The organism is Cupriavidus sp. YR651, assembly GCF_900101625.1.
Classification (GTDB): domain Bacteria; phylum Pseudomonadota; class Gammaproteobacteria; order Burkholderiales; family Burkholderiaceae; genus Cupriavidus.
The window spans coordinates 326135-343677 of the sequence record NZ_FMYZ01000004.1 but is presented as its reverse complement, the minus strand read 5'-3'; the positions used below and the strand labels follow the sequence as shown (position 1 = coordinate 343677).

General features: G+C 64.5%; 12 protein-coding genes. 6 read left to right on the top strand and 6 right to left on the bottom strand.

The window, feature by feature from the left end; genetic code table 11:
* Window positions 1-332: 332 nt before the first annotated feature.
* The 3 genes from BLR29_RS14195 (at window position 333) to BLR29_RS14190 (ending at window position 7386) form a co-directional block, all read left to right on the top strand.
* Window positions 333-1370 carry a LysR family transcriptional regulator gene (locus BLR29_RS14195; protein ID WP_092137636.1) on the top strand — a complete coding sequence of 346 codons (1038 nt, stop codon included), beginning with the start codon at window positions 333-335 and terminating at the stop codon, window positions 1368-1370.
* Window positions 1367-1543, top strand: a complete 177-nt coding sequence (locus BLR29_RS32450; protein WP_176860951.1) for a hypothetical protein — start codon at window positions 1367-1369, stop codon at window positions 1541-1543. The genes BLR29_RS14195 and BLR29_RS32450 overlap by 4 nt, the downstream gene beginning before the upstream one ends.
* A 335-nt stretch (window positions 1544-1878) precedes the next feature.
* Window positions 1879-7386, top strand: a complete 5508-nt coding sequence (locus BLR29_RS14190) for a trifunctional serine/threonine-protein kinase/ATP-binding protein/sensor histidine kinase (protein WP_092137635.1) — start codon at window positions 1879-1881, stop codon at window positions 7384-7386.
* A gap of 63 nt (window positions 7387-7449) precedes the next feature.
* Here BLR29_RS14190 and BLR29_RS14185 read toward each other — a convergent pair whose 3' ends face one another.
* On the bottom strand, window positions 7450-7683 hold the full coding sequence (locus BLR29_RS14185; protein WP_092137634.1) for a hypothetical protein: 234 nt from the start codon (window positions 7681-7683) through the stop codon (window positions 7450-7452).
* A gap of 48 nt (window positions 7684-7731) precedes the next feature.
* On the bottom strand, window positions 7732-8202 hold the full coding sequence (locus tag BLR29_RS14180; protein ID WP_255371233.1) for a hypothetical protein: 471 nt from the start codon (window positions 8200-8202) through the stop codon (window positions 7732-7734).
* A gap of 509 nt (window positions 8203-8711) precedes the next feature.
* Here BLR29_RS14180 and BLR29_RS14175 point away from each other — a divergent pair.
* From BLR29_RS14175 to BLR29_RS14165, 3 genes are all read left to right on the top strand, one after another.
* Window positions 8712-9572, top strand: a complete 861-nt coding sequence (locus tag BLR29_RS14175; RefSeq protein ID WP_092137632.1) for a transglutaminase-like domain-containing protein — start codon at window positions 8712-8714, stop codon at window positions 9570-9572.
* Between the two features lie 348 nt (window positions 9573-9920).
* Window positions 9921-11024, top strand: a complete 1104-nt coding sequence (locus BLR29_RS14170; protein WP_092137815.1) for a mandelate racemase/muconate lactonizing enzyme family protein — start codon at window positions 9921-9923, stop codon at window positions 11022-11024.
* Between the two features lie 115 nt (window positions 11025-11139).
* A complete protein-coding gene (locus BLR29_RS14165; RefSeq protein WP_092137631.1) occupies window positions 11140-12081 on the top strand; it encodes an AEC family transporter in 942 nt (313 codons plus the stop codon).
* A gap of 9 nt (window positions 12082-12090) precedes the next feature.
* On the opposite strand, the gene BLR29_RS14160 is transcribed toward BLR29_RS14165, so the two are convergent.
* The 4 genes from BLR29_RS14160 to BLR29_RS14145 all read right to left on the bottom strand — a co-directional run bounded on the left by BLR29_RS14160 (window position 12091) and on the right by BLR29_RS14145 (window position 17541).
* Entirely contained in the window at window positions 12091-13044 is a 954-nt protein-coding gene (locus tag BLR29_RS14160) for a pseudouridine-5'-phosphate glycosidase (protein ID WP_092137814.1), read from the bottom strand.
* Window positions 13045-13115: 71 nt separating this feature from the next.
* The gene (locus BLR29_RS14155) at window positions 13116-14726 is read right to left on the bottom strand and encodes a GAF domain-containing sensor histidine kinase (protein WP_092137630.1); all 1611 of its coding nucleotides are present in this window, start codon (window positions 14724-14726) and stop codon (window positions 13116-13118) included.
* 410 nt (window positions 14727-15136) lie between these two features.
* A complete protein-coding gene (locus BLR29_RS14150) occupies window positions 15137-16525 on the bottom strand; it encodes a class II fumarate hydratase (protein ID WP_092137629.1) in 1389 nt (462 codons plus the stop codon).
* Between the two features lie 2 nt (window positions 16526-16527).
* Window positions 16528-17541: a tripartite tricarboxylate transporter substrate-binding protein gene (locus tag BLR29_RS14145; protein WP_092137628.1), complete on the bottom strand. Its 1014-nt coding sequence runs from the start codon at window positions 17539-17541 to the stop codon at window positions 16528-16530.
* Window positions 17542-17543 lie beyond the last annotated feature (2 nt).

Here is a 17543-nt window from a genome sequence, read left to right as displayed (position 1 = left end):
ACGTATTAGTGGCGTATCGGCGCGCCGCAACCGGATCGCCCAATCCTGCACGACGGCCGCGCGTGCCAGATGCAGCTTGAAGGTCCGCGGAAACGATCACCTCATACTTTGATATGAGCCCCGGCGCCAGGAACCAGGCGCCGGGCCATCCTTGCCTGAAGCGCGCCGCCCCCACTCCGCGGGTCATACACCTGTATTAGCGTTCGATGCCAACGTAGGGTTCCGTGCCACCCGTGTGAAGAATGGTCCCGGGGTGCCCGCGCACCTACTCTTGTTGCATGGCTGGTGACATCGCGCAGTCCCGTGGCAAACGTGGGTAGTGGGAGTCTTCAATGGATCATTCGGATACCTCGCATTCTGGCTTTCGCGCTGGCACGGCAGATCGCGCTGACGCCTTGTCAAACTGCTTCGCAACGAGCTACGCAGGGATCATCGCATTCATGGCGGTGGCGACCGAGGGCAGCTTCGCCAAAGCCGGGGAGCGGCTGGGAATCGGACGCTCGGCGGTTTCCCGAAATGTTCAGAAGCTTGAGACGCAGCTCAGCACGCGCCTGTTTCTCCGGACGACGCGGACCACCAGCCTGACGCGCGAGGGCGAGCGGTTCTTCGAGAACTGCAATCTTGGCGTGACCCATATCGTCGGCGCGATGAACGACATGCTGGATCTCCGCAATGGGCCGCCCCGTGGCTCGCTTCGCGTCTGCTCGACGGTTGGATTCGGACGCAAGGTGGTGGCGCCGCTGCTCTTCAAATTCTCCGAGGCCTACCCGGAAATCGCGGTCGACCTGGTTCTGGACGACAAGCCGGCGGATTTCGCCGGGGATCAGATCGACGTCGCGTTTCGCGACGGGTGCATCGAGGACTCCAGCATCATCGCGAAGCAGCTGGTGCCGATGCAGATGGCCCTCTGCGCATCCCGGTCCTATGTCGAAAAGCGGGGCCTGCCCGCCACGCTGGACGATCTGAGGGAACACGACTGCATCAACCAGAGATCCTCGGGCGGTCGCGTCCGCGAGTGGGAGTTCAAGGTCGACGGCCATGGGCGAAAGTACCTGCCGACCGCCAGATTGACGTTCAACGACGCGGACCTGGTGCTGAGGGCCGTCCTGGATGGTCGCGGCATCGCGCAACTGCCGGCCCATCTGGTCTGCGATTACGTCGCGCGCAATGAGCTCGTCATGGCGCTGTGCCGGCATGCGCCGGACGACCGCGGCCACTACATCTGCTACCTCTGCCGCCAGCATTTGCCGACGCGCATTCGCGTCTTCATCGACTTCATGACCGAGCAGATCCGCGCACTCGACCTGAACCACCTGACCGGATTCAATGCGGACGACGCCGAGACTCCGGCGGAGAGGATCGCGGCATGAGCCTGGTCTTGTGGATCTGCGCCGCAGGCACGACGCTCGGCTTGCGCGGCTGCCTGGTGGCGATCGATTCCGCCTCGGGTGGCCTGGCGCTCCGTCTGGTGCAACCCTTCATCCATGCGAAGGCAGGCGCTGCCAGGCTGGCGGAGATGGCCGGATTGCCGGATGGCGATTAGGCCACCTCGCCAGATTTCACGCCACATCCCTCTCCGTCCAGTGCCTCAAGGGGCGCTTGCGCGTCCCCGGCACCATCGGCGCCACTCGGCGCACGTCGGCGCAAATCCCGCCACGTGCCTCCGAATCACTCCCGATAGCGCCTCCCTCGCCGCGGTATATGCTAGGAAAGCCTGCATCTGCAGGCGTTTGTAATCGCGGAGATGCCGCGTTGCAAATCGCTTTCGCGAGCGCGCCCTGCCCGGATGACGTGGACGAATACGGCGTCCGACCCAATGACGGGCAGCGGCCTGATCGCAGCGCGGCAAACGAAGGCCTACATAGGGTTCCGGCGGCGATGGGTAACAGACTCCAGATTCTGTGGGACGATGGCGAGCGCGTTTTCTGTCGAGACCGGCGCCAGGGCGAAGATGGCGACCTCTCCGTCCTGCTGGTGCGTCCCGCCGCCGAACATCCCCTGCCCTCCAGCCTCGAGCGCCTCGCTCACGAGATTGGCCTGAAGGACGAGCTGGATGGCGCGTGGGCGGTGCGGCCGCTGGAGCTGGTGCGCGAAGGCGGCCGGACCCAGCTGGTGCTCGATGATCCCGGAGGCGAGCCGCTCGCGCGCCTGCTCGGCGCACCCATGGCGATGGAAGATTTCCTGCAGCTCGCCGTCGGCATCGCCGGGGCGCTGGCGAAGCTCCACCAGCGTGGCCTCGTCCACAAGGACCTCAAGCCCACTCATATCCTGGTGAACTGCACCGACGGACAGGCGCGGCTCACCGGATTCGGCCTCGCCTCGCGGCTGCCGCGCGAGCGCCAGGCGCCCGCGCCGCTCGAGACCATCGCCGGCACGCTCGCCTATATGGCGCCCGAGCAGACCGGCCGGATGAATCGTTCGATCGATTCGCGCAGCGACCTCTATGCCTTCGGCGTCACGCTCTACCAGATGCTGACCGGCGCGCTGCCGTTTACCGCCACCGACCCCATGGAATGGGTCCACTGCCATATCGCCCGGAAGCCGGTACCGCCCAGCGCCCGCGTGCAGTCCGTGCCGGCCGTGGTGTCGCATATCGTCATGAAGCTGCTCGCCAAGACGGCCGAGGAGCGCTACCAGGCTGCCGCCGGGGTCGAGCATGATCTGCGGCGCTGCCTGGAGGACTGGCAGCGCAAGCGCTGCGTCGACGACTTCACGCTGGACGAACACGGCACGCCGGACCGCCTGCTGATTCCCGAGAAGCTGTACGGGCGGGATCGCGAGGTCCACACCCTGGTCGCCGCGTTCAACCGGATCGTCGGGAACAGCGCGCCGGAACTGGTACTGGTTTCCGGCTATTCCGGCATCGGCAAGTCTTCCGTCGTCAATGAGTTGCACAAGGTGCTGGTGCCGCCGCGAGGACTCTTCGCCTCCGGCAAGTTCGACCAGTACAAGCGCAACATCCCCTATTCGACGCTGGTGCAGGCCTTTCAGAGCCTGGTGCGGACGCTTCTTGGCAAGTGCGACACGGAACTGGCCAGCTGGCGCGACGCATTGCTGGAGGCGCTGGACCCCAACGCGCGGCTCATGACCGATCTGATTCCCGAACTGAAGCTCATCATCGGCGAGCCGCCACCGGTCCCGGACCTTGAGCCACAACAGGCCCAACGTCGTTTCCTGCTGATGTTCCGGCGTTTCATCGGGGTATTTGCCCGGGCGGAACATCCACTCGCGCTCTTTCTGGATGATCTGCAGTGGCTTGACGCGGCGACGCTCGACCTGCTCGAGGATCTGCTGACCGGCTCGGATCTGCGGCACCTGATGCTGATCGGCGCCTACCGCGATAACGAGGTCGATGCCACGCATCCGCTGACGGGCAAGCTCCAGGCCATCCGCAACGCGGGCGTCAAGATCGATGCCATCACGCTCGCACCGCTCACCGGTGCGCACATCAAGCAGTTGATCGCGGAAGCGCTGCATTGCGAGCCCGAGCGCATCGAGCCCCTGGCGCAACTGGTGCAAGACAAGACCGCCGGCAATCCGTTCTTCGTGATCCAGTTTCTTCACGCGCTGGTCGAGGAGGATTTGCTCACCTTCGATCACGACGTGCGGCACTGGTGCTGGGACCCCGATCGTATCCATGCCAAGGGTTATACCGACAACGTCGTGGACCTGATGGTCGGCAAGCTGGCCCGCCTGCCGGACGAGACGCAGCAGGCGCTGCAGCAACTGGCCTGCCTGGGGAACGTCGCCGAGATCGCGACCCTGTCCGGCGTTCTCGGCATTCCGGAGGCCAGGGTCCACGCGGATTTGTGGGAAGCGGTTCGCCAGGAGCTGGTCGAGCGGCTGGAAGGCTACTACGCGTTCGTTCACGACCGCGTGCATGAAGCCGCCTACTCCCTGATTCCCGAGGCCTCGCGCGCCAAGGCCCATCTGCGGATCGGCCGGCTGCTCGCCGCGCAGACGCCCCCGGAAAAACGCGGGGAGGCGATCTTCGAGATCGTGGGCCAGCTCAATCGCTGCATCGCGCTGATCACCGAACAGGATGAACGGGAGCAGCTGGCCGAATTCAACCTGCTCGCCGGCGAGCGCGCCAAGGCGTCGACCGCCTATGCTTCCGCGCTGGCCTACCTCGTCACCGGGGCGCAGCTGCTGCGCGACGATGGCTGGGAGCGCCGGCATGCGCTGCTCTTCGCCCTGCAGCTGAGCCGCGCCGAATGCGAGTTCCTGACGGGGCAGTTAGCGGCTGCGGACGAGCGACTGGTGACGCTTTCGGAGCGCGCCACCACGACCGTGGAAAAGGCCCTCGTCGCGTGCCTGCAGCTCGATGTCTGTCTGGTTCTCGATCAGAGCGACCGCGCGGTCGCGGTATGCCTCGCCTACCTCCGGCATGTCGGCATCGACTGGTCGCCACATCCTGACGACGACGCGGTGCAGCGCGAATACCAGCAGATCTGGTCACAGCTCGGGGACCGCACCATCGAGCAACTCATCGATTTGCCGCTGATGGAGGACGCGGCTTCCCTCGGGACCGTCGAGGCACTGAGCAAGCTTTTCGCGCCTGCCCTGCAGACGGATTCGAATCTGGCTTGCCTGACGATATGCAAGGCGGTCAGCCTGAGCATGGAGCGCGGCAACTGCGATGCGTCATGCGTGCTCTATGCCAACGTCGGCCGGGTCTCCGGGCGGCGTTTCGGCGACTATCAGGCCGGCTTGCGGTTCGGCCAGCTCGGCTGCGACCTCGTCGATCGACGCGGCCTCAAGCGCTTCGAAGCCAAGACGTATCTCTGCTTCTCGATTTTCGTCATGCGCTGGCTGAGACCCGTCCGGGATTGCCGCGCGCTGCTGAGCCGCGCTTTCGCCGCCGCAAACCGGATCGGAGACCTGCCGTATGGCGCTTACTGCGGCAACAGCCTCGTCTCCGACCTGCTCTTTGGCGGCGAGCCGCTGCCCGCGGTGCAAGCCGAAGCCGAACGCGGCCTGGCCTACGCCGAAAGGGTGCGCTTCGGTCTGGTCATCGACTTCATCGGCACACAGCTCGCGGTGATCCACACGCTACGCGGCTTGACGACGACATTCGGCTGCTTTGACGACGGGCAGTTCAGCGAGCGACTTACCGAACAGCATCTGGCGGCCAGCCCGGACCTGGCGCTCGCCGAATGCTGGTACTGGACCCGCAAACTGCAGGCACGCTATCTTGCCGGCGACTATGCGGTGGCCCTGGATGCCGCATCGAAGGCGCAACAGCTGCTCTGGACCTCATCCTCCTTCTTCGAGGAAGCCGAGTATCACTTCTACAGCGCGCTGCTCCACGCCGCATTGTGCGATACGCCCCCAACGGATGCGCGGACGCAGCACCTGGAGGCGTTGGCGGCGCATCACCGGCAGCTTCAGCTCTGGGCGGAGAACTGCCCCGAGAATTTCGCGGATCACGCGGCGCTGCTCGGCGCGGAGATCGCGCGCATCGAAGGCCGCCTGATCGACGCCGAGCATCTCTATGAGCAGGCCATCCAATCGGCGCAGGAAAGCGGGTTTTTCCACACCGAGGCCCTTGCCAGCGAGCTTGCCTCCCGCTTTTATGCGGCGCGCGGCCTGGAGAAGATCGCCCGCGTGTACTTGCAGGATGCCCGCTACGGCTACCTGCGCTGGGGCGCCGACGGAAAAGTACGGCAGCTCGAGGAACGGTATCCGTACCTGAGGACGGAAGAAACCGCGCCGGGCCCGACGAACACGATCGCGACACCCGTCGAACACCTCGACCTGGCCACCGTCATCAAGGTGTCGCAGGCCGCCTCGAGCGAGATCGTCCTGGAAAAGCTGATCGACATGGTGATGCGTACTGCCATTGAACAGGCTGGCGCCGAACGGGGCCTGCTGATCCTGTCGAACGGCGGCGAACAACGGATCGCGGCGGAAGCGACAACCGGCGGCGACGCGACCCAGTTGCAGCTGCGCGATGTGCCGGTGAGCGCGACGATGCTGCCGGAGTCCATCCTCTACCACGTCCTGCGCACCCGCGAGAGCGTGTTTCTCGACGATGCAGCGACCGAGCCGCCGTTTGCCACGGACCCTTACGTTCGCGAGCATCGCGCGCGCTCCATTCTCTGCCTGCCATTGATGAACCAGGCCAAGCTCACCGGCGCGCTCTATCTCGAAAACAATCTGAGTGACCGCGTATTCAGCCCGGCCCGGATCGCCGTGCTGAAGCTGGTGGCCTCGCAGGCCGCGATCTCGCTGGAAAATGCCCGCTTGTATCGCGACGTCGCCGAGCGCGAAGCGAGGATCCAGCGTCTCGTCGACGCCAACATCATCGGGATCATCGTCTGGCATGCCGGTGGTGAAATTCTCGAGGCCAATGACGCATTCCTACAGATGGTGGGATACGAGCGGGAGGATCTTGTCTCAGGCCGCGTGCGCTGGCGGGATCTGACGCCGCAGGAATTCCGTCAGGGCAGCGCAAACGCGCTGGCGGAGGTGCGGCGCACAGGACGCGCCCAGCCCTACGAGAAGGAGTACATCCGGAAAGATGGCAGCCGCGTGCCCGTCATCGTCGGTCTGGCGACGTTCGAAGCGAGCCGCAAGAATGGCGTCGCTTTCGTGCTCGATCTGACCGAGCGCAAGCAGGCCGAGGACAAGATCCGCGATAGCGAGCAACGCTATCGCGAGGTGCAGACGGAACTGGCGCACGCGAATCGCGTGGCAACCATGGGGCAGCTGGCGGCGTCGATCGCTCACGAAGTCAACCAGCCGATCGCCGCGACGGTGACCAACGCCCAGGCCGCGCAGCGCTGGCTGGCCGCCCAGCCTCCCAACGTCGACGAAGTCGGGCAGGTGCTCGGCCGGATCATCAAGGATGCCAATCGGGCGGCCGACGTGCTCGGCCGGATTCGTCAGCTGATCAAGAAGGCGCCACCAAGGAAGGAACCGGTGGACATCAACGGGGCGATCCGCGAGGTGATCGAACTCACCCGTGGAGAAGCCACGAAGAGCGGCGCGTCGGTGCAGACGCAACTGGCGGATGGCTTGCCATCCATCGAAGGCGACCGCGTCGAACTGCAGCAGGTGCTGCTCAACCTGATCGTCAACGCGATCGAGGCGATGCGCGGCGTCAGCGACGGCGAACGGGAATTGCTCATCAGCACAGAGGAAGCCGACGCCGGCTGCGTGCTCGTGGCGGTGCGCGATACGGGGCCGGGCTTTGCGCCGAACAGCGCCGAACGCGTTTTCGCGCCCTTCTACACCACCAAGCCCACCGGCCTGGGCATGGGGCTATCGATCTGCCGGTCGATCATCGATGCGCATGGCGGCCAGTTGTGGGCCAGCGAGAACCAGCCGCGCGGCGCGGTCGTACAGTTCACCGTGCTCGCCCATCCGGTTGCTGCTTCGTGATGGCTGCGTGACGGATTATCGCCAGATCTCGGGACTCGTAGCGAGAACAGCGTCCATCGCTGCCTAGTCATCCTCGATCATCAAGTCCACAGCATCGCGACCCGCAAGCTCTCCCACCAGATGCGCCCACCGTCGCGAGAATGGGGAGCCCATCACCTTCATTCGCTTGCCGAAAGGCACCACGCCACGCGAGCCATCTGTCCGTTCGACCTGAAACCAGGTGTCAAACATGTCCTTGGAGGTGCTCACGAGATCAACATGAATCGCGTAACCTCGGTACTCAGTCAGCCGTTGCATCCTTGCGCTCCTCTTCTTCCCAATAAATCAAGCCCTTCCCGGAGATCCTTACAGCCATCTGAAATTCGGCAGCACGTCACTGTGTTCGTCCACGCTGACGCCACCCAGATCATGGACCGTCCGCCTGAGCAAATCCCGGGACTTCGCATCGCAATTGGCGATCATCAGGATCTGTCCGGGCACCACCGGAAGCTTGCGGGCGGTCAGGCTGAAACGCCGGACCCGTACGCCGAGCAATCCGCCAATCCACCAGCCGATCATGCCGCCAAGCATGAGGCCGCCGAGCAGCGCGACTGCGCTTGCAGCCGGACCATGGAATGTCCCGTGGGTGAGCATCACGGTCACCACCGCCATGGCGCCGATGACAAATCCACCGATGGCGGCCTGCTCGCGATACGTGGTCTGGCCAATCTCGGCCCGGGGCAAGCCCTCGACCGGCTGATTGTCGCGTTGGGCGAACCACGGTCCGTCATGAAGGGCTGGCCCGTCGAACAGGTTGGCGAGTCGAGACAGCGTCAATCTCGCAGTGGCCGCATCATTCAATGTGAAATAAAGAAAAGTACGCATTGGGCTACCTCACTCATACAGGCGACCGCTACCACTTGCCCGCCGAAAGATGTTCAGGATGGTGCCGCAGGTCCTGTATCGCCCATACAGAACGATATTTCGGACGATATTGCGTGACACTGCGGCAAACGCGCATGCCTGACCCGCGACCATGAGAAGTCCCTCGCCCGATGGGGCGATCTCATGACGCAAAGCTCAGGTACGTTGACGGAGGGATGGGTCGATGTGACTGGCAGCCAGGCGCAAACGCACATGCAGGGATGTCGTTGCATCTACCAGTCTAGATGTCCACCTTTGCAAATACCAGAACCCTTGCCGCACGACAGACTGCAATCCAGCCAGCTTTTATCCCGGACATCTCCGGGCGTCGCTCCGCGTCAGTCAGTCGCGCTACACTGACTGCCACACCACCTCTCCCAGACTGGCGCATTTCCAGCTTCGATGTGGGCGGAGGAATGAAAATGAACCGTCTACGATACGCGCTGCGGCTTTCCTATGACATCAAGGACGCCACCGCGGACTTTATCCTGAATATCGAGGCTGCCAGGACATCGCGACAGCATGTTGTGGAAGAGCAATTGACGCTGCCACCGTCGATCGACGTCACCCGATATACGGACACGACGCTGTGCAACCGGCTTCTGCGCATTCGCGCGCCGGAGGGCAGCCTTTCGCTGAGCTATGAGGCCGTCGTGGACATCGACCATCGGCTGGACGACGGGGCATTCCTGTTGGAGATACCGGTCGCGCAGATTCCCTTCGATGTGCTGCCCTACCTCGCCCCGAGCCGCTATTGCGAATCCGACCGGCTCATGGAATTTGCGATGCGGGAGTTCGGCGGCATGGAGCCTGGCTATTTCCGTGTGTATGCGATTCGAGAGTGGGTGCGCAACCACGTGCGCTTTCTTTCGCGCTCGACGAATGAACGCACGTCGGCGACGGACACGGTCGTGGAGCGAACGGGCGTATGCCGTGACTTTGCTCATCTGATGATTGCGATCTGCCGCGCGCTGAGCATTCCCGCCCGCATGTCCAGCAGCCTGGATTACGGCGCCGATCCCGCGATGGGGCAGCCGGATTTTCACGCGGTGGTCGAGGTGTACCTGTCAGGTCATTGGTATCTGTTCGACCCCTCGGGCGTGTCCATACCGACCGGGCTGTTGCGCATCGGCACGGGGCGGGATGCCGCGGATATCCCCTTTGCCGCGATCTTCGGCAAGGTCGAGCCCAAACGGCCCTTTATCGAGATTCAGGCCTTGACGGACGACGCCGCCGGCATTGGCATGCCGCTGTTCACCACCAAGGCAATTTCAACCTGGTGAAGTGTGGTTCTGGGCCTACGGCAACGCGCACAACATCACGTTCCAGGTTGGCGATGACATGCCACCGGACTCAAGCGGGTGACGTGAGCTGCGTGTTCGCCGTCGATCCTCATGGCGTGTGCGGTCCCGTTCTCCTGATTGCCTCCTTGCCGACGCGCGACGCGCGCTTCCGGCACCTGACTTGTTCCTGTCACGCAAGACTCATTCGTCTTGGTGGGTATGCGAGTTCGACAGCAATCCATCTAGATTGAAGACCAGGGGCAACGAGCAATTCTCGCAGGTGGCGCAGATGGCGCCCCGATGCCCGAAACGATTCGAGCGATCCGCGAACACGCGGAAGGGGACATCATGAAGATTGCAAACATCGAGGCGATACCGCTGCGCATTCCGTTCACCGCAGGTGGCCGGTCTGATGAGGCCGTGTGGGGTAAAAGCGGCTTGCAGACAGCGGACTCGCTGGTCGTCAAGGTCACGACGGATACCGGCGTGGTGGGTTGGGGCGAGACCTTCGGCTTTGCGGCGGTTGCGCCAGCCAAGGTCGTCATCGACACCATCCTCGCTCCCGCAATCGTCGGCCGGGATGCCTCGCAGCTTGAAAAGCTGATGCTCGACATGCAGCGGAAGTTTCATGTCTTCGGGCGCAGCGGCGCCTTCCTCCACAGCCTTTCCGCTATCGATATCGCGCTGTGGGACATCGCGGGAAAGGCCGCAGGCCAACCGGTCTACCAACTGCTCGGCGGCAGCGATGCCACCTCGCTTCGCGCCTACGCCAGCCTGACCCGGTATTCCGATCCGGAACTTGTGCGGGAGAACGTGGCGCGCGCGCTGCGCGACGGGTTTCGTCATCTCAAGCTGCACGAGATCGATGTGGAAAGCGTCCGCGCGGCGCGCGAGACGGCGGGTGACGACATCGACATCACGCTCGACGTCAACTGCCCCTGGACTGTCCGCGAAGCGCTCGACATGGCGGAGAAGCTCCGGCCTTTCAACCTGCGATGGCTCGAAGAACCGGTGTGGCCGCCGGAGAACTATTCCGGGCTCGCGCGCGTCAGGCAAGCGGGCGGCATCCCCATTGCCGCTGGCGAGAACGCGTCGACGTTGATGGACTTCCAGCATCTCTTCGAAGCAGGGGCCGTCGACTTCATCCAGCCGAGCCCGGCGAAGATGGGGGGCCTGACCGAACTGAAGAAGGTGTACGCGTTGGCCAACGCCAACAACGTCACGGTGATGGTTCACACCTTCTATGACGGCCCCGGCCTGCTCGCCAGTGTGCACGCAAGCGCCGCGCTGGGCGGTCCCGATGCGCTCGTCGAATGGCGCTATTTCGACCTCGAGGCGCAGCTCTATGGGGACGCCATCATCCCGAAGAACGGTGCGTTCGCCGTGCCCCAGGGCGCGGGTCTTGGCCTTGAGCCCAGTGCGGACGTGATCCGCGACTACCGGGTGGCCTGACCGCGCCATGCATGTCAGCCCGGCGCGGATGACGTGCCGGGCATCAAAGGCCATCGCATGCCGGACGAAGGGACAGCCCTGACGGCGCGGACGCGGCAGCCAAGGAGTATCAAAAATGTTGGAACGTATCACAGGGCCTCTGCTGCCGGTCGCATTTATCATCGTGCTCGGATTTCTCGCGGGCAAGCGCGGCAAGCTCAATCATTCGGATAGCCTGCTGATCAGCCGGCTGGTGCTCAACTGGATCTTCCCCGCCCTGCTGCTGGTCGGCATGGCCGGCACGCCGCGTTCGCAACTGCTCGACTTCCGGTTCGTCGTCGCAACGTTCATCGGCATCATGGGGATGTACGTCGTGGCGTTCGCCATCGGGTGGTTTCGCTATCGCGAACTGAAGGCCGCCACGCTGAAGGGCTTCGTGGTCGGATTCCCGGATGCCGCATTCATGGGCATCCCGATCCTGCAGGCCATGTTCGGCCCCGCCAGCCTGTATTCCGTACTGGTGCTCAACCTGGTAGCAAGCCTCGTGATGATTCCGCTGACCACGATGATGCTGGCAATCGCCAGTGGCAAAGGCAGCGGGACTCAGGCGTTTGTCGCCAGCATCTCGGGCGCCATCCGCCGGCCACTCATGTGGGCACCCGCCATCGGCATCCTGCTCTCCCTCCTCGCGATCAAGCTCCCACCTGTCATGGCCGAATCGCTCAATCTGCTCGGCAAGGCAACGCCCGGTGTTTCGCTGTTCTGTCTCGGCCTGATCATGTCCTCCGTGCGGCTGAACCTGTCCAGCGAGGTGTGGGTGAACATGGGGCTGAAGCTCGTCGTGCACCCGGCCCTGATGATCGGCGCCACCATTCTTCTTTCGGTCAAGGGAATCTACGCCCAGCAGATGATCCTGCTCTGCGCACTGCCGTCCGCAACGATTCCGGCGATGTTCGCCAACGAAGCCGGGGCCTATCAGAGCGAAGCGGCCACATCCATCCTCAGCAGCACCCTCATGTCGATCGTGACGTTCTCGATCGTGCTCTACCTGATCGATGGAGGCCTTGCGGCCGTCTGAATCCGCGCCTTACGTGCGCCTTGCCTGCGCCAGCGCCACGGCCAGCCTTGCCCCCACCTCGGCGTTGTGTTTGACGAGCGCGATGTTCGTCGCCAGGCTGCGTCCACCCGTCAGCGCCTTGATGCGGGCCAGCAGGAACGGGGTCACGGCCTTGCCGGTGATGCCTTGCGCCGTGGCCTCGTCAAGCGCCTGCTGCGTCAGCGCGTCGATGTCATCGGACGCCATCGCCGCCGCCTCCGGCACCGGCGTGCTCAACACCACGCCGCCCGCAAGCCCCAGGTCCCACTTGGTGCGGATGAAGCGCGCCTGCTCCGCCGCGTCATCCAGCCTGAAATCCGTGCGAAAGCCGCTGTCGCGCGTATAGAACGCAGCGAAATTGTCTTGCTCGCAACTGAGCACCGGCACGCCGTGGGTTTCCAGGTATTCCAGTGTGAGCCCGATATCGAGGATGGATTTCGCACCGGCACACACCACCGCCACCGAGGTCTTCGCCAGTTCCTGCAGATCGGCGGAAATGTCGAAACTCTCCTGCGCGCCGCGGTGCACGCCGCCAATGCCACCGGTGACGAAGACCTCGATGCCAGCCAGCGCCGCGCAGATCATGGTGCCGGCGACTGTCGTGGCGCCGATCCCGCCGCTGGCCAGCACCGCCGGCAGGTCGCGGCGACTGACCTTCTGTGCCTCCCCCGAGCGGCCAAGCAATTCCAGTTCGTCGTTCGAAAGACCGATGTGGATTCGCCCGCCGATCAGCGCGATGGTCGCCGGCTCGGCGCCCAGGCTGCGAATCACGGCCTCCACTTCGCGTGCGGTGCGAACGTTCTCCGGGTAAGGCATGCCGTGCGCGATGATGGTCGATTCCAGTGCCACGATCGGGCGGCCTGCGGTCCGTGCGGCGGCCACAGGCGCGCTGAAGGTCAGCCAGGAATGAGCACGGTCGGCAAGGTCAGCAAGGTCGGCAGTCATGTCGATGCTTTCGTCGGTGTGGTTCGCTTGCGTGGGCGGCACAAGGCGTCGCTTCCCTGTGCTGGCCGCCCTTACTGAGCCGCGCCCGGTGAAGTCACGCCGTTCTGACTCGCCGGCACGGTGAACTGGAATACAGCGCCGCGCGGCGCGTTTGCGGTGAGCCGCAGCGTTCCGCCGTGCGCTTGCACGATCGATTGGCAAATCGGCAGCCCCATGCTCATGCCAACCGCCGTTGTCGTATTGAACTCCTCGAACAGGCGATCGATATTTCCGGGATCGACACCCGGTCCCGTATCGCTCACGGTCACCAGGACGGCACCCGGCGCCTTGCCCGTGCTGATCGTCAGTTCTCGCGGTCCGTCGTCCACCGCGCTCATCGCTTCGATGGCGTTGATGATCAGGTTCAGCATCACATGCTGGAGCTGCACGCGGTCGCCTTGAACCGGCGGCAGATCCTCCGCAAGCGCCATCCTTACGGAGACATGGTTCCTGGTGGCATCGCTGCGCGTCAGCGCAATGACCTCGCGAATCGGCTCGTTGATCTGCACCCACTCGCGGTTCATCGGGGTGTCTCTGACGAGTCCGCGAACGCGGTTCATCACCTCGCCGGCGCGCCTTGCGTCTTTGGCGATGCGTTCAAACGCCTGGCGAGCCTCCTCCAGGTTCGGCGACGCTGCACCCAGCCAGCGTAGCCCTGCCTCGGCGTTGACGGCGCACGCGCCGATCGGTTGCTTGATTTCATGGCTGACCGAGGCCGCGAGCTGCCCCAGGGTGGCGATGCGGTTTGCGTGCGCCAGCTCGGCCTGGATCTCGCGATAGCGGCGCTCGCTTTCGCGCGCTTCGGCCTCCGCGCGCTTGCGCTCGCTCAAGTCGAGCACGAAAGCGACACCCTGTTTCGCCGCTTCCTCGGCGTCCGCCACGCCAATCAGCACCGGCACCCGGCTGCCGTCCTTGCGGAAAAACTCTTTCTCGAACGGTTGCAGGCGGCCCGTCCGCTTGAGCTCCGGCATCCATTGCTGGAAATCGAGGTCGAGCCATTCCGGCGGGGTCATGTCGGTCCAGCGGAGACGCCCGGAGACGAGATCCTCGCGCTCATAGCCCACGATGCGGAGAAACGCGTCGTTGGCCTCGACAATGCTCTCCTGCTGCCAGGTAAAGATGCCGATGATGTTGGCATCCACCAGCCGCTGGATCTTCGCCTCGCGTTCTTCGAGTTGCTGATTCAGTGTGGCCAGCGATCCCAGATCGGCCTGCAACACGTCGCGCCACTGGTGCAGGAGCCTGAGGAACAGATCGCTATATTCGTTCCTTTCCCTGTCGAGAACGCAGATCGTTCCGAATATCTGGCCGTCGGGCCAACTGATCGGCAAACCCAGGTACGAGATCATCCCCAGCTTGATATCGGGATTCGATTTCCACGCTTCGTCCTGGAGCGCGTCGGGGACGAGCAGCGGCTGACGCGTCTTCATCACGGTCTCGCAATAGAGCCCCGTGTTCAACGGCGCGGTTTCGGCCTGCTCGTAAGGATTCCCCTTGGACTCGCTGGAAACGAAGACTTTGATGTTCGGGGGCTCGACTTGCATGATCAACGCGGACGGAACACGCATGATCTCGGCGAGCAGATCCACAATCTCTTGCCACTTCCTGACGGTTTCAGGGGGGACCTGGATGGAATGTGGCATGGTCGCTAGTCGTTATGGCGCCGAAGAACGATTGATCTCATCGAATCATATTCGTGCGACAGGTGAAGACGCCGCTACGCGTCCCGCAGTTCCAGGCCGGTAACGGGCGGCGGGTCTCCGATAAGAGGCGCTATCAAAATGAAGCGACAGCGGTTCTGGCTAGGCGTGCGGCCGCAGACAGTACAAGTAGTACGGCAAGGCCGCGCAACGACGCCAGAATCATTTTGATAGTGCCTCCAAGGGGTGCCTATCTCGCCTTAAATGTAGACCTTATTCTGGCCGTTTGCGACGAACGCTGACCCCGCCGATTCTTCCCGCGTAGCGTGCGGCAAGTTACGCTCTCGGCGCCTGGCGACGGACGCCGGCCTCCCGTCCGGGAGTGGCCGGCGCCCGCGCGGCGGCCCATTCCCTCATCCGCCTGCCATGCGCCGGAGATCCACCAGCCGGTCGAATGTCTCGCCGTCCAGCAGCCCGAGTGCGATGGCCGCTTCGCGCGGCGTAATCCGGTTTTCGGTGGCGTGGCGGGTGATGCGGGCGGCCGCGTCGTACCCTAGCACCGGATTCAGCGCGGTCACGGCCAGCAGCGGGCTTTCAAGCTGGCGCGCCAGCCGCTCGCGGGCCGGCTCCAGGCCGGGAAGCAGGCGGCTCGCGACCATGTCGGCGCTGTCTGCCAGCAGGCGGATCGACTGCAGCACGTTGTAGATCAGCACCGGTTTCGCCACGTTCAGCTCGAAGTTGCCGGAGGCGGCCGCCATCGTCACCGTCACGTGATTGCCAGCAACCTGCATCGCCGCCTGCACCATGACCTCGGCGATGGTCGGGTTGCGCTTGCCCGGCATGATCGATGACGTCAGGCCATCTTCCGGCAGCACCAGCTCCCCCAGCCCGCAATGCGGGCCGGAACCCATCCAGCGCAGGTCGTTGGCGATCTTGGTGAACGACGCCGCGATCACGCCGAGCACGCCGGACAGCTCCAGCAGCGCGTCGTGCGCCGCCATGCCCTCGACCTTGCAGGGGTTGGGCCGGAACGCCAGCCCGCTGAGCCGGGCGGCTTCCTCGCAGAAGGCGACGTCGAAGCCCGGTGGCGCATTGAGACCGGTGCCGGCCGCCGTGCCGCCTTGCGGCAGCACCAGCAGGCGCGGCATGGCGTCATGGATGCGTGCCAGCGCGTTGCCGACCTGCGCCGCAAAACCATCGAAGCTCTGGCCCAGGGTCGTGGGCACGGCATCCATCAGGTGCGTGCGCGCGATCTTCAGCACATCGGCGAAGGCCATCGCGCGCTCCCGCAGGGCGGCGTGCAGGCGTTCGAGGGCCGGGACCAACCGGTCGTCCAGTTCGATGGCAGCGGTCATGTGCATGACCGTGGGAAAGCTGTCGTTGGACGACTGCGAGGCGTTGACGTGGTCGTTCGGATGCACGGGCGACCGGGTGCCCAGCGGCTGGCCGAAGCTCTCGTTGGCCCGGTTCGCAATGACCTCGTTGGCATTCATGTTGGTCTGCGTGCCGGAGCCGGTCTGCCAGATGGTCAGCGGGAAGTGGTCGTCGAAACGGCCACAACGCACCTCCGCCGCGGCCGCGACGATGGCGTCGCACAGCCGTGCGTCGAGCGCGCCGCAGCGCAGATTGGCGTGGGCGGCGGCCATCTTGTGCAGGCCGAAGGCGTGGATCAGGCATTCGGGAAAACGCTCCGTGCCGACCTCGAAGATGGCCAGCGCGCGCTGCGTCTGCGCGCCCCAGTAGCGGTCCTCCGGAATCTCCACCGGGCCGAACGCGTCATGCTCTATGCGGTGCGTAGCCATCGTCAGTCCAGCGTGATATTGGCTTTCGTGGCGACGACCTTCCAGCGTGCCACCTCGGCCTCGGTGTGCTTGCCGAGGGCCGCCGCCGTGTACTGCTCAGGCGGCAGCATCTGGATGGCCTGCGCCGCCAGCTTCGTCGTGAACGCCTTGTCGGTCATCACCTTCAGATACGCCTGCTGCATCTTGTCGATGACCGGCTGCGGCGTGCCCTTCGGCGCATAGATGCCGTACCACGTGGCGGCCTCGAAGCCCGGGAGCACGGTCTCGGCCAGCGTCGGCACGTCCTTGAGCTGCGCCACGCGCGTGGCCGACGTCACGGCCAGCGGGCGAACCTTCGCCTCCGTGATCTGCGGCAGTGCGGTGTTGGTCTGATCGAACATGCCGTCCACCTGCCCGCCGATCACGTCGATCAGCGCGGGCCCGGCGCCCTTGTAGGGCACCAGCGACACCTTCATTCCCGCCGACGCCGCAAACAGGGCCGCCACCAGATGGGACGTGGACCCCATGCCCGCGTTGCTGATGAAGAGCTTGCCGGGGTTCTTCCGCCCGTAGTCCACCAGCTCGCCCACGGTCTTCGCGGGATGCTCCTTGCGGACCATCAGCACCATCGGCGTATCCGGGAAACGGAAGACCGGTGCGAAGTCCTTGACCGGGTCATACGACAGCTTCTTGTACAGCGCGGGCGCCGCGCCCATGTAGCCCATGTGGCCGACCAGCATCGTGTAGCCGTCCGCCGCCGCGCGGGCCGCCTTGGTGGCGCCCACCGTGCCGCCGGCGCCGGGCGAGTTGTCGATGATGATCGACTGCCCGACTTCGCGCGACACGCGCTCCGCGATGTTGCGCGCCAGCGCATCGGTGGGACCGCCGGCCGCAAAGGGCACGATCCAGGTAATGGGCTTGCTGGGGTAGGACTGGGCAAACGCTGGCGTGGCGGTGATGACGGATGCCCCGATGGCGGCGACGATGGTAGCCGTGGTGGCGAGCACCTGGCGGGCGATGGGCTTGATGGTCTTCATGG